The following is a 26,122-nucleotide window of genomic DNA, read 5'->3' as shown; positions in this document are numbered from 1 at the left end:
CTCAAACTTCTCCGACGTTGAACTCAAGCGGTGTTGCCGCCTTGATTGCCTCTTGAGCCGTCAGTTCGTCAAGTGCTGCCTGTGGAATCTGTTCATCCACATAGAGCATGGCGATCGCATCGCCACCCGGATGGTCACGTCCGAGCGAGAAGTTTGCGATGTTGATATTATGCTTGCCGCAGATCGTGCCAAGCAGGCCGATCATGCCCGGAACGTCCTTGTTGGTGACGTAAAGCATGTGCGGGCCAACCTCGGCATCGAGATTGATTCCCTTGATCTGGATGAAACGCGCCTTGCCGTCCGAGAAGCAGGTTCCGGCGATGGAGCGCTCACGCAAGGTGGTCTTTACCGTCAGCTTGATATAACCGTCGAAGATACCGGACTTGTCGCGCTTGACTTCCGAAACGATGATGCCGCGTTCCTTCACCATGATCGGTGCGGAAACCATGTTGACGTCGGCAACCTGCGGACGGATGAGACCGGCCAGAGCCGCACTCAACAATGCGCGTGTGTTCATCGTGGCGGTGGAACCGTCGAACAGCACTTCCACTTCCTGGATCGGCTCATCCGTGACCTGACCGACGAAAGCGCCAAGCACATCGGCAAGTTTTACGAACGGCTTGAGGCGCGGCGCTTCTTCCGCCGTGATCGACGGCATGTTGATCGCGTTGGAAACGGCGCCCTTCACGAGATAGTCCGACATCTGTTCGGCCACCTGAAGCGCAACATTTTCCTGCGCTTCCGAGGTCGATGCACCGAGATGCGGCGTGCAGACGACATTGGGCAGCGAGAAAAGTTCGTTTTCCGTCGCCGGTTCCGTTTCGTAAACGTCTATACCGGCACCGGCCACATGGCCGGATTTCAGCGCTGCCACCAGATCCTTTTCCACGATCAGGCCACCGCGGGCGCAATTGACAATACGCACACCCGGCTTTGTCTTGGCCAGGTTTTCCGCATTGATGATATTGCGGGTCTTGTCGGTCAATGGCGTGTGCAGCGTGATGAAATCGGCGCGGGCAAGCAGCTCGTCAAGCTCGACCTTTTCAACGCCCAGTTCCTGCGCACGAGATTCGGACAGGAACGGATCGAAAGCCACCACATGCATCTTCAGGCCGATGGCCCGGGTCGCGACAATCGAACCGATATTGCCGCAACCGACGACACCCAGCGTCTTGCCGGTGATTTCCACGCCCATGAAGCGGTTCTTTTCCCACTTGCCTGCGCGGGTGGAGGTGTCTGCCTCCGGCAATTGCCGCGCCACGGCGAACATCAGCGCAATGGCATGTTCGGCAGTGGTGATCGAGTTGCCGAACGGCGTATTCATGACAATGATACCGCGGCGCGAAGCCGCCGGAATATCGACATTGTCCACGCCGATACCGGCGCGACCAACGACCTTGAGCTTCTTGGCAGCTGCAATCAGCTTTTCCGTGACCTTGGTGGCCGAACGGATCGCCAGACCATCATAATCGCCGATGACTTCGAGAAGCTTTTCCTTGTCCTTGCCGAGATCAGGCAGGTAATCGACTTCCACGCCGCGATCCTTGAAAATCTGGACGGCAGTGGGCGAAAGCTTATCGGATACGAGAACGCGAGGTGCCATGGAGGCCTCCTTCAAACATTTTCAGACCAAACATTTCCTGTAAACACAGACCGATCTGCTTCAGGAAATGCTATGAATAGAGCGCATCCCGAAAAGTGTGAAACGGTTTTCGGATAAGATGCGCGTGAAAACAATCACTTAGAGCGCCGATCTGACTTAATCAGATCGAAATGCGCTCTAAGGGGGATGCGGACCGTGGCCGCCCCAACGCGGACCACGGCGTCATGCACGAAATGCTCAGGCAGCAGCTTTCAGCGCAGCCTTCTGCGTTGCAAAAGCCCAATCCAGCCAATGCGTCAGCGCTTCCAGATCGGAAGTTTCCACCGTGGCACCGGCCCAGATGCGCAGACCCGAAGGTGCATCGCGATAAGCGCCAATGTCATAGGCAACGCCCTCCTTGTCGAGCGCAGTGACGATGCCCTTGGCAAAAGCGGCCTGCTCGTCGGCAGACAAGGCCGTTACTTCCGGATCGACAATCGTAAGGCAGACGGAAGTGTTCGAACGCGTTTCCGGCTTCACGGCCAGATTGGCAATCCACGGCGTCTTTGCGACAAAGCCGTCGAGAACTGCAAAATTCGCATCGGCGCGCGCAACCAGCGCATCGAGACCACCGAGCGATTTCGCCCATTTCAGCGCATCGAGGTAGTCTTCCACGCAGAGCATGGACGGCGTGTTGATGGTTTCGCCGACGAAGATGCCTTCGATCAGCTTGCCGCCCTTGGTCATGCGGAAAATCTTCGGCAATGGCCAAGCAGGCTTGTAGCTTTCCAGACGTTCGACAGCACGTGGGCTGAGGATCAGGATGCCATGTGCACCCTCGCCACCCAGAACCTTCTGCCAGGAGAAGGTCACGACATCGAGTTTCGGGAAGTCGAGACGCTGCGCGAAAGCGGCAGATGTTGCATCGCAGAAGGTCAGGCCCTTGCGGTCAGCCGGAATGAAATCGCCATTCGGGACGCGCGCGCCGGACGTGGTACCGTTCCAGGTGAAGACCACATCGCGGTCGAAATCGACCTGCGAAAAATCGACAATCTCACCATAAGGCGCTTCGAAGGTGCGAACATCTTCAAGCTTGAGCTGTTTGGTCACATCCGTGACCCAGCCCGAACCGAAGCTTTCCCACGCGACCATATCGACGCCGCGTGCGCCGAGCATGGACCACAGCGCCATCTCGACAGCGCCGGTGTCGGAAGCAGGCACGATACCGATACGGTAATCGGCAGGCACCTGCAGCACTTCGCGGGTAAGATCGATGGCCTCTTTGAGCTTTGTCTTGCCGATTTTCGCACGGTGCGAACGGCCAAGCGCCGCATCGACCAGCGCATTCAGCGACCAGCCGGGACGTTTTGCACAGGGACCGGATGAAAAATTAGGATTAGCCGGGCGAACTGCCGGCTTCGCAATCGTCGTCATGTTGTTTCTATCCTCTCAGATAGCACGCGTCTCGTTGGGGAGACGTGGCCCACTTACTGGGATAGCTGAAAGCGCATTTTTCATCAATACGCCTTTCTGGGAATATTTTTACCCAACCCGCCCGAATTGCTTCGGGCGGGTAGAATTTCGTTATCGTGTCGCTGTCTTCGTTTCAGACGGCTCTTCTTCCATGCGCGCATAATAGCTCGCAATCAGCGCACCGGAGATATTGTGCCAGACACTGAAAACAGCGCTCGGCACAGCCGCCAGCGGCGAGAAATGCGCATTGGCGAGCGCCGCGCCAAGGCCACTGTTCTGCATCCCGACCTCGATGCTGATCGCCTTGCGCTTGGCAAGCGACAGACCCGCGAAGCGCGCTGCGAAATAGCCTAGAACCAGACCGAAGCTGTTATGCAGAACGACAACCGCGAAGATCAGCAGGCCAGACTGGGCGATAGCAGCCTTGTTGACAGCCACGACGGCGGAAACGATGAGCACAATGCCGATGACTGACACGAGCGGCAACATGGGCACAGCCGCCTTGACCAAACCCGGCACCAGCTTTTGCAGGATGAAACCCAGCGCCAGAGGCAGGAGAATCACCTTCACGATGCTGATGAACATGCTCATCGCATCGACCGGCAGATATTGGCTGGCGAAGAACCAGACCAGGAAAGGCGTCACGAGAGGCGCCAGCAAGGTCGTGACGCTCGTGCAGGCCACGCTTAGTGCCACGTCGCCCTTCGACAGATAGGTCATGACGTTGCTGGCCGTTCCACCGGGGCAGCAACCGACCAGAATAACGCCCGCAGCCACTTCCGGTGACATCGGGATGATACGCGTCAGCAACACGGCGAGAAGCGGCATGATGATGAACTGGGCCAGCACACCGATGGCGACCTCGAAAGGTCGTTTGGCGACTTCCGCAAAATCCTTGCCGGAAATAGTCAGGCCCATCCCGAACATGATGATGCCGAGCAGAACCACAATCCATGGCGCAAATACGCTAAACGTAGACGGCAGAACAAAGCCCAGAATGGCAAAGACAATGACCCAGACAGCGAATGTCCGGCCTACGAAATCTGAAAATGCTGCAATTGCTTTCATAACCCTCCCCTTTTCAGGAAACGCGCTCGACGCGTTCTTTCACCTGTAAGGATTCGGGTCGCATATGAAAACGAAAAATTCGACGCAACTAAAACAATAAACTGCAAAGCGGGCCGAAAGGCCCGCTGCAATTATAGCAGGGCGCTAAGATGCTAACACATCACACCCTGAAAATGCTCAATTGCCGCACGGACTTAACCAGGTCTTGATGAGTCAAACTCAATGAGACTTGGTATTACCAGGTCGTGAAGCGCACACCGGCGCGCAGCTGATGGGACTGAATATCCTTGTCGCTGAGCGTGAGGCCTGCAGCACTTGCAATATCAGCACCCTCGATGACGCCATAACGATAGCCGATATCAAGCTTGATGTTGGATGCCACGTCGATGCCCACACCCGCCATCAGCGCCCAGGCGAGACGATAATCATCGTCGGTCTTGTAGTTACCATAGGCCGTATCGATGGAATAACGCACATTGGCAAAGCCGAGGCCCGCGCCGAGATAGGGCGTGAATCCATAGTAATTACCGAGGTCCACATAGGCGTTGGCCATCATGTCCCAGCTACGGACATCGACGTCGTAATCGTCAAAACTCTGCTTGGAGTAACCGAGTGTCACATCGCCGCGCAGATTATCCGTGAACTGATAACCGACACCGACGGACGGCACGACATTTTTGTCCAGATCATAGCTTTGCGATGCGCTCCAGAAAGATGTCTCTGTCTGAACCTTGACCTTGGAGGAGAGATTGTAGCCGATATCGCCGCGCAGATACCAACCGGACCCGACCTCGACCGGCTGCTGCACCGGAGCGCCCGGTTCGTAGCTGATCATATCGAGATCGGCGGCAAAAGACTGCGATGCGACGCATAATCCGGCCAGCAAAGCAGCCGACGAACAGAAAGCACGCCATTGCATAGACATGATGATATCCCCGCTTATGAATGTATCATCATGTATGAATGAACATGGTTAAGATCACATAAATATAGGGATATGTTTACTGTACTTCTAAACAAATAAGGCCCGGATGACCGGGCCTTATTTTCATCGCGCGATTTGCAATTACTTGTAAACGGGACCGTCTACGATGGTCGAAACCTGCTGCGGAGCATAGGCCGGGCCTGCACCGCCGAACATATAGCGCAAGCCAACGCGCACATCATGCACGTTCATGCCGTTGTCGTATCCGTCACCGATCCACTGATTGCCTTCAAACATCTTGCCGCCATTGATATGGCGATAACGATAGCCCGCATCGAGCTTGAGGTTCTGTGTGAGATCGACCGACGCACCGGCCATGAGCGCGTAGGTAAAGCGCCAGTTGGCAGCGCCTTCCTGCGTACCACCATAGCGAACATCGTCGAGATCGCCCCACTTCACCCGCGTGCCACCAATGCCAGCGCCGACATAAGGCGTGAAGCCGGCAAAATTGCCGAGATCGACATAGGCATTGGCCAGAATGGAGAGAGCCGAGAAGCGACCGCGTTCGTCGGAAGCGCAGTTGATGTCACCGTTACAGGCCGAACCATAAGTGTGGCCATCAAACTTGGCGCGGGTCATGTAGTCGACCGTCAGATCGGTACGGAAATAATCCGTCACCTGATAACCGACACCGCCGCCCACGAGGAACGACCCCTTGAGATCGCCATAAAGCGTGTTGCTGCCGAAGGTCGGCGAGCCGCCGCCGCAGGTCGCGCAATTATCGATGGTCGCGTAATCAGCGTCCTTGAACTTGGCCTTGGAGTAACCGATATCGCCGCGCAAATACCAGCCACCAACGGCGGGCGGAGCGACAACGACTTCCGGAACTTCTGGAACTGGTTCCAGAATGTCCGCAGCAAGTGCGACAGGCGCCGCAGCCATCAGGGCAACCGATGCCGCCACACCGGCAAAAAGAGCTTTCGTAAAACTTTTCATATGTCTGCCCCATCGGAGAATCGCGCCGCTGAAAGCGACGGGTACGGATGTTTGAGGGGAGACTATTCGGCAAAAGTTAAATACAACTTAACCTTGTTTTTTTACCAAGTTCATTAACACTCGCTAATGTATAAAATGCATTCCAAACGCAAAAGGCGCGGGACAAAACCCGCGCCTTTGCTCGCATTATCTTTAAAGTCATCAGGCCGCAGCGCTGCCCTCGGACGAGATCACGTCGATGATATCGTTGACGACCTTTTCCACCAGACCACGATCATCACCTTCTGCCATGACGCGGATAAGTGGCTCCGTGCCGGATGGGCGGATAACCAGACGGCCCTGAACGCCAAGACGCTCGGTAGCTTCGTCAATTGCGCTCTTCACGCGCTTGTTCTCCAGCGGCTTGCCGCCCGAGGTACGAACGTTCTTCAAAAGCTGCGGCACAGGATCAAATTTGCGGCAGATTTCACTGATCGGCTTGCCCTGCTCCTGCGCGACAGCAAGGATCTGCAATGCCGAAATGAGACCATCGCCCGTCGTCGCATAATCGGACAGAACAATATGGCCGGACTGCTCGCCACCGACATTGAAGCCATGTTCGCGCATATGTTCGACCACATAGCGGTCGCCCACCTTGGTGCGGGCCAGCGTCAGATGACGGTCGGCAAGGAAACGCTCCAGTCCAAGGTTGGACATGACGGTTGCCACGATGCCGCCGCCTTCGAGACGATCGCTTGCAGCCCAGCTTTCAGCGATCACGGCCATCAGCTGGTCGCCATCGATGACGGTGCCGTTTTCATCGACCAACAGCACACGGTCCGCATCGCCGTCCAGCGCGATGCCGACATCGGCGCGCACTTCATGAACCTTCTTCATCAGGCCGATCGGATGCGTCGAACCGCAATCCTCGTTGATGTTGATGCCGTTTGGCTCGTTGTTGATGGTGATGACTTCCGCACCCAGCTCCCACAGGGCAGCAGGGGCAACCTTGTAACCAGCGCCATTCGCACAATCGACAACAATGCGCAGGCCGTTCAGGTCGATATTGCGCGGCAGTGTACGCTTCGCGAATTCGATATAGCGATAGATGTCCCCATCGACGCGCTTGGCGCGGCCAACATCACCGTGGCTGGCCAGATAAGGGGTCAGATCACCATCGATCATCGCCTCGATCTTCAGCTCGATCTCGTCAGAAAGCTTGAATCCATCCGGACCAAAAAGCTTGATGCCATTGTCATAGAATGGATTGTGTGATGCGGAAATCATGACGCCAATATCGGCACGCAGCGAGCGGCAGAGCATTGCAACGGCAGGCGTCGGGATCGGGCCAAGCAGGAAAACATCCATACCGGCAGCGGTAAAACCGGCCACCAGCGCGTTTTCGAGCATATAGCCCGAACGGCGCGTATCCTTGCCGATCACAACGCGCGAAGTCTGGCCCTTGCGGCGGAAGATGTGACCGACAGCCATACCGACTTTCATGGCAACTTCCGGTGTCATCGGGAAGCTGTTTGCCTGTCCGCGAATGCCATCGGTTCCAAAATATTTCCGTGTCATCTGTTTCGCCTTGCGCTGAGCCATGAACCGCTCTCTATGTCTTCAAATATATGCCGCCTGAATTGATCGGCGAGCAATGGCTGCCGGTTGCCGGACAGCAGATTTTCGCTGTTCTTAACGCGAAAACACCCACAAATGCAATTTCGCCTTTTGCGGCAGGTTTAACGTTCCCACGTCCTAAGTCGTAATCTGACGCAATATGATGCGCCGAAATCCTTAATGAGCCTTTGCGGTAAGCCCAAACAAAGCCAGATAACAAGAAAGCCGGGACAAGCCCGGCTTTCTTGATTTCGCTTTCAGACAGCTTATTGCGGCTGCGGCTCCATACCCGGTTCGTTGCCAGGCTCGCTGCCCTTGCGCTTGCGCGGGCTTCCAGCCTTCGGCACACCCGAACCACGCGACGGCGTATCGTTGCCCTGATCGCGCGACGGCTTATTGCCCGCAATCAGTTCCTTGATCTCGTCGCCGGAGAGCGTTTCATATTCGAGCAGACCCTCGGCAAGCGCGATCCAGTCCTTCTTCTTCTTGGTCAGGATGCGGGTCGCCTCGGCATACGCCTCGTCGATCAGGCGACGCACTTCGGCATCGATGATCTGCGCGGTTTCTTCCGAAATATTCTGCGTGCGGGACACCGAATGGCCAAGGAAGACTTCTTCCTGATTGTCGCCATAGGCCACACGGCCAAGCTTGTCGGAATAGCCCCACTGGGTCACCATCGAGCGGGCAAGCTTGGTGGCCTGCTGAATATCGGAGGAAGCACCGGAAGTGATGTTTTCCTTGCCGAACTTCAGCTCTTCGGCCACACGACCGCCCATCATGATGGCAAGACGCGATACCATCCAGGTATAGGTGGCCGAATAACGGTCGCCTTCCGGAAGCTGCATCACCATGCCGAGCGCACGACCGCGCGGAATGATCGTTGCCTTGTGGACCGGATCAGCCTTCGGCACGTTGATCGCAACGATGGCATGACCGGCTTCATGATAGGCCGTATTGGCCTTTTCTTCCTGCGTCATGGCGGAGCGGCGTTCCGCACCCATCATGATCTTGTCCTTGGCGTCTTCGAATTCCTGCATGGTCACAAGACGCTTGTTGCGGCGCGCAGCCATGAGGGCAGCTTCGTTGACGAGGTTGGCGAGATCGGCGCCGGAGAAGCCCGGCGTGCCACGTGCGACAACCCTGAGATCGACATTGGGTGCAAGCGGTACATTGCGCACATGCACTTTGAGAATCTGTTCGCGACCGACGATATCCGGGTTCGGAACCACAACTTGACGGTCGAAACGACCCGGACGCAAGAGCGCGGGATCGAGAACGTCGGGACGGTTGGTCGCCGCGATCAGGATGATCGATTCGTTGGCTTCAAAACCGTCCATCTCCACCAGAAGCTGGTTGAGGGTCTGTTCGCGTTCATCATTGCCGCCGCCAAGACCCGCGCCGCGATGACGACCGACGGCATCGATTTCGTCGATGAAGATGATGCAAGGCGCATTCTTCTTGGCCTGTTCGAACATGTCGCGGACACGGCTTGCGCCGACGCCGACGAACATTTCAACGAAGTCCGAACCGGAAATGGTGAAGAACGGCACATTGGCTTCGCCTGCTACGGAGCGCGCCAGAAGCGTCTTACCGGTGCCGGGAGGGCCCACGAGCAGCACGCCACGCGGAATCTTGCCGCCGAGACGCTGGAACTTCTGCGGATCGCGCAGGAATTCGACGATTTCTTCAAGATCCTGCTTGGCTTCGTCAACGCCAGCCACATCCTGGAAAGTCACGCGGCCATGTGCTTCCGTCAGAAGCTTGGCCTTGGACTTACCGAAGCCCATCGCACCGCGCGAGCCACCCTGCATCTGGCGCATGAAGAAAATCCATACGCCGAGGATCAGGATCATCGGAAGCCACGACAGGAGAATGCCGATCAGCGAGCTGGAACCGTCGGTTTCAGGGCGCGCAGTAATCGCGACATCCTTGCTTTCAAGGCGCGAAACAAGACCTGTATCGCCCGGCGAATAGGTCTGGAAGGTCGAGCCATTATCAGCAAACGTACCGCTGATCCGCTGGCCGGTAATCGTGACCGATTTCACGCGACCGTTGGAAACGTCGTCAATAAACTGCGAATAGGAAACTTCACGGGAATTGGAGCGCTGACCTGGGCTTTGGAACAGGTTGAACAGCGCGATCAAAAGAAGAGCAATGATCGCCCAAAGGGCGAAGTTGCGATAGTTCGGATTCATATCGGGTCCAATCGATACCACGGCCATTCCGCGGGCACGGAACGATGTTTCGGTCTAACATAGGATCGAAGGATGGCCTTGCCAAGGCGCGTTCGACCCCGCATCCTCGATTCTTCTCACTCTGGTTTACAAAAATTAGGACATTTCCGCGCAGATACGTCCGATGCGGGCTTCCACAGCCCTTGCAAGATCGAAATCATGCCCCGGCAACACGTGATCGAAGATCGCAAAATGCCGTTCGATATGAATGTCTTGCTGAAATTCTCCATCCTGCAGAAACAGCAAGGCGAACAGCCTGCCTTCCCTATAAAGAGCAGGTGAAACCAGCAAGGCCTCACGTTTTCGAGATTCGATTTCGATATTCTGCGACTTCAGGAAGTCGGCAAGTTCCTGCCGTCCCGGTGCAGCGAGCTCAAAATCCATCATGCCTTCGTTCAAGAAACGGAATCGCCCGTCCCAGACAATTGGCTTGCCCGGCTCCAGATGGAGCTTTGGCAGATTGCGTTTTTCACGAAGAAACCGATGCGGTGAGCCACTGTCGCCGCGCTCGATGAGGGCGCCGAATACGGTCAGGCGATGAGTGTCATCATCTCCAGACAGAACCCGTTCAATACGCGACCGCTCGCTATCGCCCGGCAGGAAACGGCGTCCGCCAGCGATGGCCGCAAGCAATCCTGAGAACAACCGCCTCGCATTGCCGGGAAGCGCGGCGTAAAGCTGCGGATCGACGAGCAAGGCACCGTTCGCATCAGCGCGCAGGCTCGCCGGGTTGCCCAGCGCAGCAATCAAGGCGGCATTGTCCCGCTCGCGCGCAGCACCAGCCTCGGCGATCTGGTCGAGAACCGTCTGCCTGTCAGCCTCGGCGGCAATGCCATGACGAATTCTCGGTCGTTCATATTCGGTGTTGGCATTGCTGGGATCATCCACCCAATTGATACCCCTGCCCCGCAATTCATCGCGCAGTGTCTGCCGGGAAACGGAAAGCAGAGGACGATCAAGTTCAACCGAGCCTTCGAGCCCAAGACCGTCCAGCAACGAGCGCAACGACATGGCCGCAAGCCCGCGCGCCTCGGCGTGGGCGCTACGCTCCTTGCGCATCAGAAAGGTCTCGATCTGGTCGTCCTGCGTATGGCCGGTGACAATGAAGGCTCCGCCAACATCCCGCGCGGCCTGCACCAGCAGCCGATAGCGCGCCGTCCGCGCAGCAGCGGCAAGCCCACTTGTGGGCTTGGCCTCGTCCCAGACGAGAATGCGGTGTTCAATCCCGTATTGCCGGCAAAGCAGCCCGACATTTTCGGCTTCGGCCTTCGATTCGGCGCGCAGTTGATGATCCACCGTCACAGCAATCAGCCGGGGTGGGTTCTGGAGCATGGCCATATAATCCCGGACGAGGAAAAGCAGGCCGAGAGAATCGCTGCCGCCCGAAACGGCGGCTATGACGGCCTTGGCCTGCTCAAATCCGAATGGCTCGAATAATTTGGAAATATTGCTTGGGCTAAGCCCCACGAAATAACTCCGCAATCAGCACTTTGCGCGGCTGCGCTCATCGGCAACGCGCTTCAATATCGCGGGCGCTGCCTTGGGGTAACGTTCTGGAATCTGCGCGAAGGTCGCGCAGGCGACATCGCGATTGTCCATCTTTTCAAGCGTCATGCCGAGCTTGAACATGTTTTCCGGCGCGCGTTTCGAATCGGGATAATCGCGCTGCGTATCAATGAATACCGTCGCCGCTTCCGGATAACGGCCCTGACCGTAAAGCGATTCTCCGAGCCAGAAGCGTGCTTCCGCCGTATTGGGATCAGCCGGATAACGCTTCACATGCTCGCGGAAGCCGGTTTCGGCTGCCTTGTAATCGCCCGACATCAGATACTGATAGGAAGCCTGATAGAGCGAACTGGGATTATCGTCCGTCGGAAGGGATGCAACCGTATCGCCTGCAGCATTTCCTCCCGAGGTGGCGCCGGGTGCCGCACCCGGCTGTGCCGTGCGCGGTGTGGCATCAAGCGTTTCGCCGATTACATTGCCATTGGCGTCGAACCGGATGGAACCCAGCGACTGCGGCGGCTCGCCACGTTCCGGTCCACCCTGTGCGGGTGCGTTCGAACCAATAGCCATGGAATCGGCGCCAGAAGACTGGTTGGCCGCAGTCTGCGAAGAAGCGTTGTATCCACCGTTCTGCGGGGCGCTTCCGGAAACCCCGCCAACGAGGTTTCCGTTATTGCCCTGACTGGTCCCTTGGCTGGAACCAGCATCGGCGAGCGACGTGTCGCCGCCAGCCTGCTGCACTTCCGCATCGGCGCGTTTGCCGGTTTCCAGAAACTGGAAACGGCCTTCGTTTGCTTCCTGCATCTTCTGCATCTGATCCTGCATTTCGAGGATCTGGAAGTTCATGGCTTCCGCACGCGCACCCAGCGCATCTGCTATCGCAGCGGGGTTGCCCATGCCCTGCGCGCAGAGATCGGCGCCCGGCGATGCTGCCGCGGGAGCCGCTTGAGCTGCACCACTGGAAGCAGGCGGGGTTACGCCGTTCTTCTTTTCCAGTTCTTCAAACCGGAATTCATTGTCTTCCTGCGTCTTTTGCAGCTGATTGTCGGTGAAAGAAATCTGGGCGTCCACGTCCTCGACCTTTCCGGTCAGGTTGCGCACCAGTTCCTGCTGCAGGCCGGGACTTTGATAGCCGCCGCCCTGACCGCCGCCGCTGCCATTATCACGCATGGCGTCATCGAGAATTGCTGTCGAACCGATGCTGACATGATTCTGGGCGCCGCCACGGCCCTTCTCCAAGGCCTGAAAACGCGCTTCGTTGTCGCGCTGGATTTTCAGCATCTTGTCGCGAAGCTGCAAGATGCGCGCATAGGACTGGGCGTTTTGATGTGCCAGATTGCAGACCTGCTGCGAAAACTGATCGCCGCCGGGAGCACCTGCCTGCGCGAGCTGAATCCCCCCTTGCGAAGAAACAGATGCCGCCAGAACCGGAGCACTCACCAAAAGCGGCAGCATGGCAATTGCCAGCGTCACTTTCCTCATTGGTTTCCTCATTCCCTTTTGCCCCTGCTAATTCATCCATCCGATTCACCCATCCAATTCGGGGCGAACACGATGATCGAGTGTCGCGCCTGAACAGACGCTGAACATGATTGCCGCACGATCAGCTCCGCTTTTAGAGCATTTCCCGCAAAAGTGCGAAGCGGTTTTGCGTCGGATAATGCGAAAAGCGAAGGCCTTTTGACGCTCACTATGACAAGTGCGACTTCGGCCAAAGTTTGTCGAAACGACCAAACAGGCGGTCAAAAACGAAAAAAGCGGCTCGAAAGCCGCTTTTCCGTAACACTGTCAGGTGCCCGCAGATTAGCTGCCTGCACCGTTGAGAACGGTGACGGCGCGACGGTTCTGCGACCAGCACGAGTCGGCATCGCAAACTGCGACCGGACGTTCGTTACCGTAGGAGATGGTGCGCATACGGTTGGTCGGGACGCCACGCGAAGCGAGGAAGTCGCGGGTGGCAGCTGCACGGCGCTGGCCGAGAGCAAGGTTATATTCACGCGTACCGCGTTCGTCGGCATGGCCTTCGACCGTGATCGAGTACTGCGGATAACGTTGCAGCCACTGGGCCTGCTTGGAAAGCGTCTGCTGTGCATCGGCGCGGATCAGCGAAGAATCGAGATCGAAGAAGATGCGGTCGCCAACATTGACCGTGAAGTCCTGCGAGGAACCCGGCGTTGCAGCGCCTGCACCGAGACCCAGATCACCGGCATTGTTCGGAAGGTTCTTCTTGGACGCACAACCGGCAACGGCGAGCGACATGAAAAGGGCAATAGCGATCGGGCTACGTGCAATCGACTGGATACGGCGCATGGGCCGGAGCTCCTTAAGATTTGATGTTCCTGCGTAACCATCCAATAATCATATTGAGGTTAAGACAGGCTCAAGAAGTATGGTTAATATTTTCTTGCGGCCAGATGCAACCGGCGATTTCCGGCAGCAGTTCTGGTGTTAGCCCTTGGGGGCAAAATACGGCAGAAACACGGCTTCCTGGCAATGATTGTGGCAATTTGAGCATTTCCTGCAAAAGTGCGAAGCGGTTTTGCGTGAGGATAATGCGATAAAACAAGGAGATAGAACGTTTTCCCGTTTCCGGTTGAACCGGAACCGTTCTATCCATGAAAAAGGCGCGAAACCGGAGTTTCGCGCCTTCACTTTCCATAACTATCCGCGAATCCGCTATTCGAGCAGCGGTGACCAGGCCGGATCGGATGCGAAGTTCGGCGTCTGGATCTGGCGCTCGTTGCGACCGGTCAGGTCGATGGTGAAGAGCTTCGGACCGCCTGCACCCGCCGCCTTGCGGAAGAACATCAGCACGCGACCGTTCGGAGCCCAGGTCGGGCCTTCATTGTGGAAGCCCGAGGTCAGCAGGCGTTCGCCCGAACCGTCAGTTTTCATCACACCAATGGAGAACTGGCCCTGCGACTGCTTGGTGAAGGCGATGAGATCACCGCGCGGAGACCAAACCGGCGTGGAATAGCTGCCGTCACCGGCCGAGATACGGCGCGGATTGGAGCCATCAGCACCCATGACATAGAGCTGCGGACGTCCACCACGGTCGGAGGAGAAAACAATCTGCGATCCGTCCGGTGAATAGGACGCGCTCGTATCGATCGCCTGACTGTTGGTCAGGCGCGTGGTCGAACGATTGCGCAGGTCCATCGTATAGATATTGGCGCTGCCGTCGTCCTGAAGCAGGCTCATCACAACCTTCTGGCCATCGGGCGAGAAACGCGGAGCAATGGTCATGCCGGGGAAATTGCCGACGAGTTCACGCTGGCCGGTTTCGAGCTGCAGCAGATACACCTTCGGCGAACCGCCTTCGAACGACATATAGGTGACTTCCTGACGGTTCGGCGAGAAACGCGGCGTCAGCGAAATGGCGCGACCGTCGGAAATGTAACGCACATTGGCGCCGTCCTGATCCATGATGGCAAGACGCTTGACGCGCTTCTGTGCCGGGCCGGATTCATCGACGAAAACAACACGCGTATCGAAGTAGCCCTTTTCACCGGTCAGGCGTTCGTAGATCGCATCAGCGATGATATGGGCGACGCGGCGCCAGTTGTCCGGCGTGGTGAAGAACTGCTGGCCGATCATCTGCTGGCCACCGAACGTATCCCACAGGCGGAACTCAGCCTTGAGACGGCCATCCGGCTGTTTGGTGATGCGGCCCGTGACAAGCGCCTGCGCATTGATGACCTTCCAGTCCTCGAAACGCGGAGCCGCGTCCGGATTGGAGATCTTCTCGATGAAGGCGCCCTTGTCGATCGGTGCAAAAAGACCAGACCGCTCAAGATCGGCCGCGATGACCGACGTGATATTCGGCCCGAGCTGATCAGCCGAAAGGAAATCGGTGATGGCGATCGGCAACGGTTCGATCACCCCCTTGTTGATGTTGATTTCCACGACGGCGCGCGCCGGCATGGTGCAGACAAGGCTTGCGGCAATCATACACGCGAAAGCCGAAAAGACCGTCCGGATCTTTGTATTGATGATGCCGATTTTCATGTCTTCTGGGACCTCTTTGTCCTTGCAGTAAGTTGGTTGGCGACCGGAAACCCGGTCAGAACATTTCGCTCGGGTCGAAGTTGACGATCACTTCCGACCATGAATCATATTTGTCGACTGGCAGATTGTACGGCGCGCAGCGTGCGACAGCGCGCTTGGCGCTCTCGGCTGCTGCACGACCAACACCGTCACCGCCGCCGCCCGATGTCACTTCAGGGACACCCTGAATGGAGCCATCCTGATTCAGCTTCATCTTGACGGTCACGACCAGTCCCGGCGCGTCGGCCACACCGGCAGGCACGTTCCAGCATTTGGAAATCGCACCGCGCAACGCATCCATTTCGCTCTGGCTGAGCTTGGAGCCGCCAGTATTCTTCTTGCCGCCCAGCGATGCCTGATCGGTGGAACGCTTGGCTCCGCCGCCTGCCGCCTTCTGCTTATTCAGAAGGGCAGCAACCTCATCGGCAATCGCATCATTCTTCGATTTCGAAGTCTGAGCGGCGTTCTGCGTCGGCTTCTTATCTTCCGTCGGTTTGCGGTCCGGCGTCTTTGCTGTCTGCGCCTGCGGCGGCTTCGGCTTGGCGTCGGGCGCTGGCACCTTGTCCGGCAGCTTCGGCGTTTCAGCGTCAGGGGTTTCCGCCTGTTTCTCAATGGCTTCCGCCACCGGATCAGGCTTCACTTCCTGCTTTTCTTCCGGCTTAGCCTGAACTTCCGTCGCCGGAACCGGCGTCGGCTTGGTCTCAGGCTTCTGTTCCGGTTTCGGATCAGGCTTCGGTTCCGGCTTTTTTACCGGTTCCGGTTGCGCCTTGGGTTCTTCCGCCGCCTCGATTGGCTTCGCCTTTGCATCGGGCTTTGGCGGCGTCTGGGTATCGATATCCTGATCGCCAAAATTCTCGGCGTTTGGAACAGTCTGCGGTTTGGTTGTCGGCACAGGAGCCGACTTTTCCTTCATGGGCGCAGTCTTTTCGCCCTGCTGGATTTGCGTCATCGACTCGATCGGTACGATATCAACCGGGAACGATTCCGAATCCTGCACGTCGAAAGCCTTCGGCGAGGAAAACGAAACCACTGCCAGCGCGACCGCAACGGCATGCAAGGCAACAGAAGATGTCAGGCCAGCCTTCATGATGGCGTCAGCTATCCTGCTCCTGGAGGGTCACAAGGCCGATATTTTTGAAACCGGCGGCGGAAATGCGGGCCATGACTTTCATGACGGTGCCGTAATCGGCAGCCTTGTCACCACGCACGAAAATGCGCTCTTCATAGCCCGTCTTGGCGATAGCCTGGAGTTTCGGCACCACTTCATCGATCGGAATTTCGGTTTCCTGCAGGAAGATCTTGCCTTCGCTGTTAACCGAAACAGTGATCGGCTGCGTATCGGCATTCATCGCCTTGGCCTGCGTATCGGGCAGGTCAATCGGCACGCCAACCGTCAGCAGCGGCGCGGAGACCATGAAGATGATGAGGAGAACGAGCATCACGTCGACGAATGGCGTCACGTTGATTTCGCTCATCAATGCCTTCTTGCGGCCGCGCCTGCGGCGCCCGCCCGACTGCATTCCCTGATTTCCTACCGACATGCCCATTGCAAGATTCCCGAAGGCTGAAACTACACTCGATGCTTGAAGCCGCTTAATTACGCGGCGTCAGCTTCTCATCAATTTGGCGCGACAGTATGGCGGAGAATTCATCCGCAAATCCTTCCAGCCGTCCGCCGATCTTGCCCGCATCCGCCGACAGCTTGTTGTAGGCAATAACGGCAGGAATAGCGGCGAGAAGACCGATTGCCGTTGCCAGAAGTGCTTCGGCGATACCCGGCGCCACAACGGCAAGACTGGTGTTCTTGGAAGCGGCGATTGCCTGGAACGAGGTCATGATACCGACAACCGTACCGAACAGACCGATGAAGGGGGCTGCAGAGCCGATGGTCGCCAGAAAGCCCAGACGCGAGTCGAGCTTTTCACTTTCGCGCGCCAGCGCGACATCCATGGCCTTGTCGATACGCATCTGCAGGCCAATGGGCGAGCGAGCGCCCTTCTCGAATGATTTCTTCCACTCACGCATCGCGGCCATGAAGATGGACGCCATGCCGGTGGTACGGCGTTCGCCAAGATTGCGATAGAGTTCCTCCAGCGACTGGCCGGACCAGAACGTCTGCTCGAAGCGATCAATCGCGCGCCGTGCCCGTCCGTAAGCAATCGTCTTGTCCACGATGATAGCCCAAGTCCAGATCGAGGCGAACAGCAGGCCAAGCATAACCAGCTTGACGACCCAGTTCGCCTGCATGAACAGGCCCCAGAGGGTAACATCGGCGGCGGGGGCCGCTAACGCAACATTTTCCATCGATCTACCGTCCTCGAATCCAAACGCCCGGCCACATGACCGGGCGGTATCGCAAATCCGTTACTCAACGTCTGAAAACAGACGCTCCAAACCTGCGCAGCTTTTCAACTTGAAGCCGTACCTGCCCGACGAGCGGCCGACACTTCGCACCGCAACCGCCATTCCGGATTTCAACTTTAAATCCATCACGCGCTTGTTACGGTTAATTTTGGTGAAAGGAAGGCGCTGCGCTTCAAGCCTGCCTCTCCACCGATTCCGTCAGGGTGATTAATGGAATATTATGGTTAAAGATGCGTTAGCATTCGCCCAAATAGGTATATTTGCCGCTAGCGCATCGAATTCCGCACGAACATGCCAGTGAAGACAGTCATTGGAGCGGTCCTGGGACTCAGTTCTTGCGGTTGTTGGTGAAAGCTTCCCGCCATTCGTCGGGAATGCGGCGCGGATGGCCTTCTTTGGTTATCATGACGGCCTCTACCTTCGCCTCCGAAAGCAGACGCTCCCCGCAGGTAATTTTCTGCGCCATGATGACCCGCGCGCCGCGAATTTCGCTGACGCGGGTTTCAATCAGAATAAGATCATCCATCTTCGCGGGCGATTTGTAATCGATCTCCATGCGGCGAACGACCCAGACCATTTCTTCGCCAAGCGCGCCCTCAGCCAATTCGATATGATGAACGTCCTGCAGACGCAGGAAATCCGTGCGTCCGCGTTCGTAGAATTCCAGATAGCGACCGTGATAAACGAAGCCGGAAAAATCCGTATCGGCATAATAGATGCGCGCATAGAGCAGATGCGCGCCGTCTTTCAGTTCGCCCGATACGGCAGCCTGCGCCAATTGTTCCTGTCGTTCCGTCATTCGTCTTCCATGAAGAGGCCGTATTGCGACTGCTGGATGATTTCAGCAGGCGCGGGCAATCCGAGATGCTGCCAGGCGACAGCCGTCAAGACGCGACCGCGTGGCGTGCGCTGCAGGAAACCCTGCTGGATCAGATAGGGTTCGATAATGTCTTCAATTGCGTCACGCGGCTCAGACAGGCCGGCGGCAATGGTTTCGATCCCCACCGGACCGCCGCCGAAATTGCGTGCGATAATATTGAGGTAACGCCGGTCGAGCTGATCCAGCCCGCGGTTGTCCACTTCAAGGCGTGACAGCGCCTCATCAGCGATCTTGCGATCGATGACATCGGCGCCGGCGACCAGCGCGAAATCACGCACGCGGCGCAACAACCGTCCGGCAATACGCGGTGTGCCGCGCGAACGGCGGGCGACTTCCAGCGCTCCATCCGGCGAAATACCCATCTGCATGATGCGCGCACCACGCCGCACGATATATTCCAGTTCCTCAACCGTATAGAAATTGAGCCGTGTCGGAATGCCGAAACGGTCCCGCAACGGCGTGGTCAAAAGCCCGAGACGGGTCGTTGCCGCAACGAGCGTGAACTTGGCAAGATCAATCTTCACAGAACGTGCGGCAGGCCCTTCGCCGATGATGAGATCGAGCTGGAAATCCTCCATGGCCGGATAGAGGATTTCTTCCACAGCCGGGCTCAGGCGATGAATTTCATCGATGAACAGAACGTCGCGCTCTTCCAGATTGGTCAGCAGAGCCGCAAGATCACCCGCCTTGGCAATGACTGGGCCGGATGTGGAACGGAAATTGACGCCCAGCTCCTTGGCCATGATCTGCGCCAGCGTCGTCTTGCCTAGACCCGGAGGGCCAACGAACAGGACGTGGTCAAGCGCCTCGCCACGCACTTTGGCGGCCTCGATAAAGACTTTCAGATTTGCGCGCGCTGCCGCCTGCCCGACAAAATCGTCAAGCGTCTGCGGGCGCAGCGTATTGTCTTCGTCTACGCGTCTGTCAGCATCAATGAGAGGGTTGCGGTCGCTCATGCCTTCCTCCTCGCATGAACATATCGCTCAGGCAAGTAAATCACCGCGACAATTCCTTCAGACCCAGGCGGATGAGCTTGGCCGAATCGGCATTCTCCCCCGCTTCCTTCAAGGCCGCGGCGACGGCATTGGCGGCCTGATCACGAGAGTAGCCGAGATTGGAAAGCGCCGACACCGCATCGGCAACCGGCGCCGGAGCAGCGCCCGCGCCAAGTTCCTGCTTGAGTCCGATCGTGCCGCTCGCATCACCAGCGAAGGCAGGCGCCTTGTTCTTGAGTTCGGTCACGATGCGCTCAGCAACCTTCTTACCGACACCCGGCGCGCGCGAAACCATGGCGATGTCACGCAGTGCAATTGCATTGGCGAGTTCCGACGGCGACAACGTGCCGAGCACGGCGAGAGCCACCTTGGCGCCAACGCCCTGCACATTCTGCAACAGGCGAAACCATTCGCGCTCGAGCTGATTGGCAAAACCATAAAGGCGGATCATGTCCTCGCGAACATAGGTTTCGATGAACAGGATAGCCGCTTCGCCCACACCGCCGAGATTGCCAAGCGTGCGCGCCGAACAAAACGCAACATAGCCAACACCATGCACGTCGATGACGGCATGATCCTCGGCAATTTCATCGATCACACCCTTGAGCTTACCGATCATGGCCACCTACGCGATAAGTTGTTGCAACCGGCGCGCACTTGCGATGCTTTGCCGGTGATGCGCATGACAAATGGCAATGGCAAGCGCATCGGCGGCATCGCTCGTATCGAACGATGCGCGCGGCATCAGCACTTTCACCATCATATGGATTTGCTGTTTTTCACCGTGTCCAACGCCGATTACAGCCTTCTTCACGGCATTCGGCGCATATTCGGCAACGGGCAGTCCAGCCTGCGCGGGCGCTAACAAGGCAATGCCGCGCGCCTGACCAAGCTTCAGCGTCGCCGTTGCATCCTTGTTGACGAAGGTGTGTTCAACCGCCGCCTCATGCGGCATATATTCATGCAGGACTTTGGAAAGACCTTCATGCAGCTGGCAAAGGCGCGATGCGAGATCCATCTCGGCATTCGAGGTTACAGTCCCCGAACCGATGAAATGCAGTGAATTGCCCAACGATTCGACAATGCCCCAGCCGGTACGGCGCAGGCCCGGATCGATACCAATGATGCGAATCGTTTCTTTCATAAGCGAACCCTATCCTCAGACGGATTCACTTGACAGCAGAAAAGTGAACAAAAGAGAAACATGCGCCACGAAGGGAGCACATGATCGATCGTTATGAAGCGCCAAAAGCAGTTTTGAGCAATACGATCTGTTCGGAAACCGGATTGCCACGTGGAACGCCCTGCAGCGAAACCACTTCACCGTAAACTTCGCGGTCCATACGGCGCACACGTGCCTGAAGGCGCATCGAACGTTCGACCAGCTCCATGAATGCTGCAGGCAGTTCGGACCAGCCTTGTGCGATTTCACCCGCCGATGGCGTGTCTAGACGCACCTTGGCTTTCTCGGCTGCAACCTGCTGACGGGTCATTTCACCGTTCCGCGCCGCGCGCTGGAGCAGCAACCACGAAGCAACCTGCATCAGGCGCGTGGTCAGACGCATCGATTCGGCGGCATAGAGCGTCGCAGCCACACGCGAAAGATTGCGCGCATCCTCACGGCCTTCGCCGTCGAGATAGCTTGCCGCTTCCTCGACCATATCCATGCCTTCTGCATAGATCGGCTTGAACGAATCCGAGAAAACCATGCGCTCTGCGAGGCTGATCATATTGCTCGGCATCTGGCTCTGTTCGCTAATCACTGCTCTGCCACCTTGCATGACCGCCTGTATCGACGGCCCATTCCGTTGCCGTATTCGTCCAGTGGGATATGCCAGACGGATACGAATAAAACCATTGAACCGCTGTTCGACCATGGAGGAGGCTGAGACGGAACAGCTGTGCTAAACAAGTCCACGATAAACTGCACCTTCATACACCGTCGCGCAAGTTTATGTTTAACATTCGGTTAACATTTTCAGAGGCTTTTGACGAAAGCTTGTAAATAGAACGGATTGGGCAGTTGTTCCGTTCCGCACGCCTGCATGTGGAAATCGATATTCCCCCGATATGCAGCAAAAAGCGCACAAAAAAAGAGCCGCAATGGCGGCTCTCAGGAGTTTAACAGGGAGGCGTCAAACAGAGTGGCTAAACCACTCGGTAAGAATCCAGCCGAACTGGATGTAAACCATTTAACATTCTTAAGATTAATGAATGGTTAATTTCTGCGTAGCGCTGTGGATAATCTCACGCAATCCGGCACTTTTCACTCAAAGAAAAGCCGCCCGAAATGGGCGGCTGATCAGTAGTGGTTAATAGCGCTGCATCGCGGGTTTGGAGCTTGACGCAACCTGCATCTTGACGGGTTCGGCAGCAGGAACAGCGGGCTTTGCCGAAACGGGAGCCCCCTTCTTGCCCCAACCGATGGTTGGCAGCCATTCCAGATAATAGGCCAGTGCGAACTGCATCACGATGCCGGTTGCGATCAGCAAAGTGTCATAAGGCAGGCCGCCCGGGTTCACGAGCTTCATCACCTGCGCAACCATTGCCAGCAGCGTACCGGCAATGAAGACCGGCAGCGAATGCTTGCCGAGAACGGCGAGAGGATTATCCGGCGCCGTCCGGGCAATATTGTTCAGCGTCGGAACGACGGCGATGAGATAGGCAATCGCCAGCACGTGCAGCAGACGCGGACCCGACAGGAAAGTCTTGTCGAAGCCGGTAAGAACCATGGGCAGGCCCATCGACGCATCGATGCCCCAAAGCGGAATACGCACCCATGCCAGCGCCAGCACCAGATAGCCAACGGCAAGGCCGATCAGCAGCGGATGCTTCGGCAGCTCGCCACCGCGACGCACATGAATCACGCCTGCAATACCGATTGCAAACAGGAACTGCCACGACAGCGGATTGAGGAACCAGACGCCTTCGGTCGGATAATTTACCGGCGCAACGTGATAGAGGCCTGACAGGAACCAGACCGTGCCGGAAACACCGAGCATGAGCGGCAGACTGATGCGCGCCAGCAGAAGCAGGATCGGAGTCAAAACCAGCATCACGGCATACATCGACAAAATGTTGTTATAGCCGAGCTGGTGACCCATCGTGACGATGCCGAACAGCGCTTCGACCGGGTGCTTGACCAGCGGCGCGATGTTGATCTGCGTAAGCAACTCCGAACGCTTCAGGAAGATAGCGGCAGCGGCGAAAATGGCGATGGTCGCCATGGTCGTCATGATGTGCGTCGTATAGAGCACACCAGCGCGGCGCCACATTTTCAGCGACAGAAGCAGGCGATTGCCGGGAGCGAATTTAGATCCATAGGCAAGCGCCACGGCCATGCCGGAAATCAGCACGAAAGCTTCAGCCGAATCGGAGAAGCCCAGATTCTTGTGCGTGAAATGCTCGTAGATCGTGCCGGGCACATGGTTGATGAAGATCGTTAGCAGCGCGAGCGCACGAAACACGTCGATGCGCGTGTCGCGCATTTTCGTCGGTTGTGCGGGCATCGCTTCTCTAGCGGTCGCAATATTCATTTACCAGCCTGCCTATCTTTGAAGGAAAGTGCCTGCACTTGGGATTGCGAGCCTTTCCACTTTTCTTCGTGTCATTCCGGATGGGTGCCGGAACAGTTTCACACGTTCTGCCGGAGCGTTCAGCGCCCGGTCTTGGTGTGGCTTATATACGCGTTAATCCCGGCAGAACCGGGTTGGTTCCGATCAACTTTCGTTCCAGTGGATAACATTATGCCAGCTCGGACAGGCGCGGGCCCGAGAAGGTTTCGCCAATGAATACTTGCCGAAGCCCGGTTGCGTCGCATAAATGCGACAAAACAAATAGATAGAGCCCCGCTTCCGTTTCCGGTAAACAGAACGCCTCTATTGCCCGAATTCCATCACGTTTTTCCCGTTAGGCTTGGCTCATGAACACGCCCGCTCACCAGACTGAAACCGAACGCTGCCGCATCGTGCTGGTTGCGCCTCCACTTGCCGACGGCGCGGCCCTCGCAAAGCTTTTGACGGCTGCGCTCTCGGGTGGCGACGTTGCAAGCGTCATTCTCGACACCGGCGATCTCGACGAAGCCACTTTTCAGGCCACGGCTGAAAAGGTCATCCCCGTCATTCAGGAAAAAGGCGCCGCCGCGCTTATCCTGAACGATACGCGCATCGCGGGTCGCGTCGGTGCAGATGGCGTTCATATCGAAGGCAAGGCTGCCGATCTGGCAGATGCGATCGAAAAACATACGCCGAAGATGATCGTCGGCACCGGCAATCTGCGCGACCGCCATGGCGCAATGGAAATCGGCGAGTTGCAGCCCGATTATGTTTTCTTCGGCAAGATCGGTGCGGATAACAAGCCGGATGCCCATCCGCGCAACCTGTCGCTGGCCGAATGGTGGTCGCAGATGGTGGAAATTCCCAGCATCGCGCAAGCCGGAAGCACACTGGAAAGCATCATCCCCGCAGCCGAAACCGGCGCGGATTTCGTTGCGCTCGGTCGGGCGGTCTTCGACGCCGAAGACCCTGCAAAAGCTGTCGCGGAAGCCAACCGGCTTCTCGATGAGAACGCGCCACGCTTTGAAAACTGATCCCTTCATCAAGGTCTTGCCGATGCCCATGAAGAACAAACTTCTTCTCGCTGCCATTTTGACAATCGCGCTGCCGGTCCTGCCTGCTCTGGCAGCGGGCGAGCCGGTGCACGGTCAAAAGAACAGCCATCAGGGTGATCGTCAGGATAAGAAAGCCGACAAGCCTGCCAAGCCGGTGATGCTGCCGCAACCGGCAACGACCGAACCGATGCCCCACATCGACCCAAGCCGTTTCGGCGACAAACCGGCAGACGAGGCTTTCGGTGCATTTCAGCGTGGCCTTTATCTGACCGCTTTCAATCTGGCCAAGCCACAGGCTGAAAAGGGCGACCCAGCATCGCAGACACTCATTGCAGAAATTTATGCGCGCGGCCTTGGCATCCCCGCCAACCAGAAACTGGCGGCGGAATGGTACGAGAAAGCAGCCAATAACGGTGTTGTAGAAGCGCAGTTCCGCTATGCCGCACTTCTGCTTCAGGGCACCTACGCCAGGAAAGACCCCGTCAAGGCAGAGGAACTGATGAAGAAGGCTGCCGAGGGTGGCAATGCCATGGCGCAGTTCAACTACGGCCAGATGCTGATGGAAAAAACGCCGGGCAAGCCGGGCATCGATCTCGCCTTCCCGTGGTTCGAGAAGGCGGCCGGGGCCACGCTGGCCGATGCACAATATGCACTCAGCCAGATTTATGCCAACGGTACCCCGACCATCCCCCGCGACGACAAGAAAGCGCGCGTCTATCTCCTGCTTGCTGCCGCACAGGGTTATGATACGGCGCAGTTCGATCTGGGCCGCTGGCTGATTGAGGGCCGCGGTGGCGACCGCGACTACGAACAGGGGTTTGGCTGGATGCGTCTTGGCGCACAGCGCGGCATGGTGATGGCACAGGCCTGGCTCGCCCGCCTCTATCGCGATGGCATTGGCACAGAAGGCGATCTCGTCAAAGCAGCGGCCTGGTATATTGTTGCCCAGCGCGCCGGTTTTCGCTCACCAGACCTCAACGACATGATGGACGGACTGGCTGATGACCAGATTAAACAGGCCATAGAAACCGCCAACAATCTGCGCGTCCGCTGATTTTTGGGCGAATTTTGAGGCTGGATTGGCTCTCTTTTCGCGCTCAGGCTTGCGCCAAGCGCCTTTTTATGGTCTTGAGACGCCGATTATCGTGGTTCGAGTATAAGGCAGGTGCGCAATCTCCGGAATAATGCCGGACGGTTGCCTTTTCGTCGTCATGCGTCGAACCGCACATGGTTTCACATTTTCATTCCGGATCAAGCTCATGAAGATCAATGGTAACGAAATCCGCCCCGGCAATGTCATCGAACATGCTGGCGGCTTGTGGGTTGCGGTCAAGACCAACGCCGTCAAGCCTGGCAAGGGCGGCGCTTATAATCAGGTCGAACTGAAGAACCTCATCAACGGCACCAAGCTCAACGAACGTTTCCGCGCTGCAGAAACCGTCGAGCGCGTTCGTCTGGAACAGAAGGATTTCTCGTTCCTCTACGAACAGGGCGAAGCGCTGATCTTCATGGACACCGAATCCTACGAACAGCTTGAGCTGGCCAAGGATTTCGTCGGTGACCGTGCCGCTTTCCTTCAGGACGGCATGATGGTTACTGTCGAACTCTATGAAGAAAAGCCAATCGGTATCCGCCTTCCGGATCAGGTCACGCTTGCCATCACCGAAGCCGATCCGGTCGTCAAGGGCCAGACCGCTGCTTCGTCCTACAAGCCGGCTGTGCTTGAAAACGGTATCCGCATCCTCGTTCCGCCGTTCATCGCATCCGGCGAACGCGTGATCGTTGATACCAACGAACTGACCTACGTCAGCCGCGCTTAATACGAAAAACGAGATTTGTGGTGCCTG

24 protein-coding genes are annotated in these 26,122 nt (G+C 57.2%); 3 read left to right on the top strand and 21 right to left on the bottom strand.

Translation table 11 applies throughout. The features are described from left to right. Nucleotide 1 precedes the first annotated feature (1 nt). The 21 genes from serA to OANT_RS06230 form a co-directional block, all read right to left on the bottom strand. The gene (gene serA / locus OANT_RS06325) at nucleotides 2-1,603 is read right to left on the bottom strand and encodes a phosphoglycerate dehydrogenase (protein WP_010661362.1); all 1,602 of its coding nucleotides are present in this window, start codon (nucleotides 1,601-1,603) and stop codon (nucleotides 2-4) included. Nucleotides 1,604-1,840: 237 nt separating this feature from the next. After that, on the bottom strand, nucleotides 1,841-3,016 hold the full coding sequence (locus tag OANT_RS06320) for a phosphoserine transaminase (RefSeq protein ID WP_012091346.1): 1,176 nt from the start codon (nucleotides 3,014-3,016) through the stop codon (nucleotides 1,841-1,843). A gap of 150 nt (nucleotides 3,017-3,166) precedes the next feature. Then, entirely contained in the window at nucleotides 3,167-4,123 is a 957-nt protein-coding gene (locus OANT_RS06315) for a bile acid:sodium symporter family protein (RefSeq protein WP_012091345.1), read from the bottom strand. A 235-nt stretch (nucleotides 4,124-4,358) separates the two neighbouring features. Then, entirely contained in the window at nucleotides 4,359-5,048 is a 690-nt protein-coding gene (locus OANT_RS06310; protein WP_012091344.1) for an outer membrane protein, read from the bottom strand. Between the two features lie 141 nt (nucleotides 5,049-5,189). Next, nucleotides 5,190-6,044, bottom strand: a complete 855-nt coding sequence (locus tag OANT_RS06305; RefSeq protein ID WP_012091343.1) for an outer membrane protein — start codon at nucleotides 6,042-6,044, stop codon at nucleotides 5,190-5,192. A gap of 201 nt (nucleotides 6,045-6,245) precedes the next feature. Continuing rightward, on the bottom strand, nucleotides 6,246-7,601 hold the full coding sequence (gene glmM, locus OANT_RS06300) for a phosphoglucosamine mutase (RefSeq protein ID WP_010661367.1): 1,356 nt from the start codon (nucleotides 7,599-7,601) through the stop codon (nucleotides 6,246-6,248). Between the two features lie 305 nt (nucleotides 7,602-7,906). Next, the gene (gene ftsH, locus OANT_RS06295) at nucleotides 7,907-9,835 is read right to left on the bottom strand and encodes an ATP-dependent zinc metalloprotease FtsH (RefSeq protein WP_010661368.1); all 1,929 of its coding nucleotides are present in this window, start codon (nucleotides 9,833-9,835) and stop codon (nucleotides 7,907-7,909) included. A 135-nt stretch (nucleotides 9,836-9,970) separates the two neighbouring features. After that, nucleotides 9,971-11,341, bottom strand: a complete 1,371-nt coding sequence (tilS, locus tag OANT_RS06290; protein ID WP_012091340.1) for a tRNA lysidine(34) synthetase TilS — start codon at nucleotides 11,339-11,341, stop codon at nucleotides 9,971-9,973. 15 nt (nucleotides 11,342-11,356) lie between these two features. After that, nucleotides 11,357-12,874, bottom strand: coding sequence for a tol-pal system protein YbgF (gene ybgF / locus OANT_RS06285; RefSeq protein ID WP_012091339.1), 1,518 nt, complete (start codon nucleotides 12,872-12,874; stop codon nucleotides 11,357-11,359). Nucleotides 12,875-13,183: 309 nt separating this feature from the next. Further along, nucleotides 13,184-13,690 (bottom strand): peptidoglycan-associated lipoprotein Pal, encoded by a 507-nt coding sequence (gene pal, locus OANT_RS06280; protein ID WP_010661371.1) that lies wholly within the window; start codon nucleotides 13,688-13,690, stop codon nucleotides 13,184-13,186. Between the two features lie 70 nt (nucleotides 13,691-13,760). After that, complete coding sequence (locus OANT_RS25505) at nucleotides 13,761-14,039, bottom strand: hypothetical protein (protein ID WP_012091338.1); 279 nt, start codon at nucleotides 14,037-14,039, stop codon at nucleotides 13,761-13,763. A gap of 17 nt (nucleotides 14,040-14,056) precedes the next feature. Then, nucleotides 14,057-15,388 (bottom strand): Tol-Pal system beta propeller repeat protein TolB, encoded by a 1,332-nt coding sequence (gene tolB / locus OANT_RS06275; protein ID WP_010661373.1) that lies wholly within the window; start codon nucleotides 15,386-15,388, stop codon nucleotides 14,057-14,059. 55 nt (nucleotides 15,389-15,443) lie between these two features. Beyond that, nucleotides 15,444-16,514: a cell envelope integrity protein TolA gene (gene tolA / locus OANT_RS06270; protein WP_012091337.1), complete on the bottom strand. Its 1,071-nt coding sequence runs from the start codon at nucleotides 16,512-16,514 to the stop codon at nucleotides 15,444-15,446. 7 nt (nucleotides 16,515-16,521) lie between these two features. Beyond that, nucleotides 16,522-16,974, bottom strand: a complete 453-nt coding sequence (tolR, locus tag OANT_RS06265) for a protein TolR (RefSeq protein ID WP_010661375.1) — start codon at nucleotides 16,972-16,974, stop codon at nucleotides 16,522-16,524. A gap of 46 nt (nucleotides 16,975-17,020) precedes the next feature. Beyond that, nucleotides 17,021-17,731 (bottom strand): protein TolQ, encoded by a 711-nt coding sequence (gene tolQ / locus OANT_RS06260; RefSeq protein WP_010661376.1) that lies wholly within the window; start codon nucleotides 17,729-17,731, stop codon nucleotides 17,021-17,023. 388 nt (nucleotides 17,732-18,119) lie between these two features. Next, a complete protein-coding gene (locus OANT_RS06255) occupies nucleotides 18,120-18,590 on the bottom strand; it encodes a YbgC/FadM family acyl-CoA thioesterase (RefSeq protein ID WP_012091336.1) in 471 nt (156 codons plus the stop codon). Beyond that, the gene (ruvB, locus tag OANT_RS06250) at nucleotides 18,587-19,627 is read right to left on the bottom strand and encodes a Holliday junction branch migration DNA helicase RuvB (RefSeq protein WP_012091335.1); all 1,041 of its coding nucleotides are present in this window, start codon (nucleotides 19,625-19,627) and stop codon (nucleotides 18,587-18,589) included. Before ruvB ends, OANT_RS06255 begins: the two co-directional genes overlap by 4 nt. A gap of 40 nt (nucleotides 19,628-19,667) precedes the next feature. Continuing rightward, nucleotides 19,668-20,285 (bottom strand): Holliday junction branch migration protein RuvA, encoded by a 618-nt coding sequence (ruvA, locus tag OANT_RS06245; RefSeq protein WP_012091334.1) that lies wholly within the window; start codon nucleotides 20,283-20,285, stop codon nucleotides 19,668-19,670. Between the two features lie 6 nt (nucleotides 20,286-20,291). Continuing rightward, on the bottom strand, nucleotides 20,292-20,810 hold the full coding sequence (gene ruvC / locus OANT_RS06240) for a crossover junction endodeoxyribonuclease RuvC (protein ID WP_010661380.1): 519 nt from the start codon (nucleotides 20,808-20,810) through the stop codon (nucleotides 20,292-20,294). Between the two features lie 91 nt (nucleotides 20,811-20,901). Beyond that, nucleotides 20,902-21,408 (bottom strand): protease adaptor protein RcdA, encoded by a 507-nt coding sequence (gene rcdA / locus OANT_RS06235; protein ID WP_010661381.1) that lies wholly within the window; start codon nucleotides 21,406-21,408, stop codon nucleotides 20,902-20,904. Between the two features lie 570 nt (nucleotides 21,409-21,978). Further along, nucleotides 21,979-23,202 carry an OpgC family protein gene (locus tag OANT_RS06230; protein ID WP_012091332.1) on the bottom strand — a complete coding sequence of 408 codons (1,224 nt, stop codon included), beginning with the start codon at nucleotides 23,200-23,202 and terminating at the stop codon, nucleotides 21,979-21,981. A gap of 386 nt (nucleotides 23,203-23,588) precedes the next feature. Here OANT_RS06230 and OANT_RS06225 point away from each other — a divergent pair, with 386 nt between their 5' ends. From OANT_RS06225 to efp, 3 genes are all read left to right on the top strand, one after another. Then, the gene (locus OANT_RS06225) at nucleotides 23,589-24,254 is read left to right on the top strand and encodes a thiamine phosphate synthase (RefSeq protein WP_010661383.1); all 666 of its coding nucleotides are present in this window, start codon (nucleotides 23,589-23,591) and stop codon (nucleotides 24,252-24,254) included. 28 nt (nucleotides 24,255-24,282) lie between these two features. Further along, a complete protein-coding gene (locus OANT_RS06220) occupies nucleotides 24,283-25,329 on the top strand; it encodes a tetratricopeptide repeat protein (RefSeq protein ID WP_040130061.1) in 1,047 nt (348 codons plus the stop codon). Nucleotides 25,330-25,534: 205 nt separating this feature from the next. Next, nucleotides 25,535-26,095, top strand: a complete 561-nt coding sequence (gene efp, locus OANT_RS06215) for an elongation factor P (RefSeq protein ID WP_010661385.1) — start codon at nucleotides 25,535-25,537, stop codon at nucleotides 26,093-26,095. Nucleotides 26,096-26,122: the final 27 nt, after the last annotated feature.

Source organism: Brucella anthropi ATCC 49188, from assembly GCF_000017405.1.
GTDB classification, from domain to species: domain Bacteria; phylum Pseudomonadota; class Alphaproteobacteria; order Rhizobiales; family Rhizobiaceae; genus Brucella; species Brucella anthropi.
This window is presented reverse-complemented; position numbering and strand designations above follow the sequence as displayed.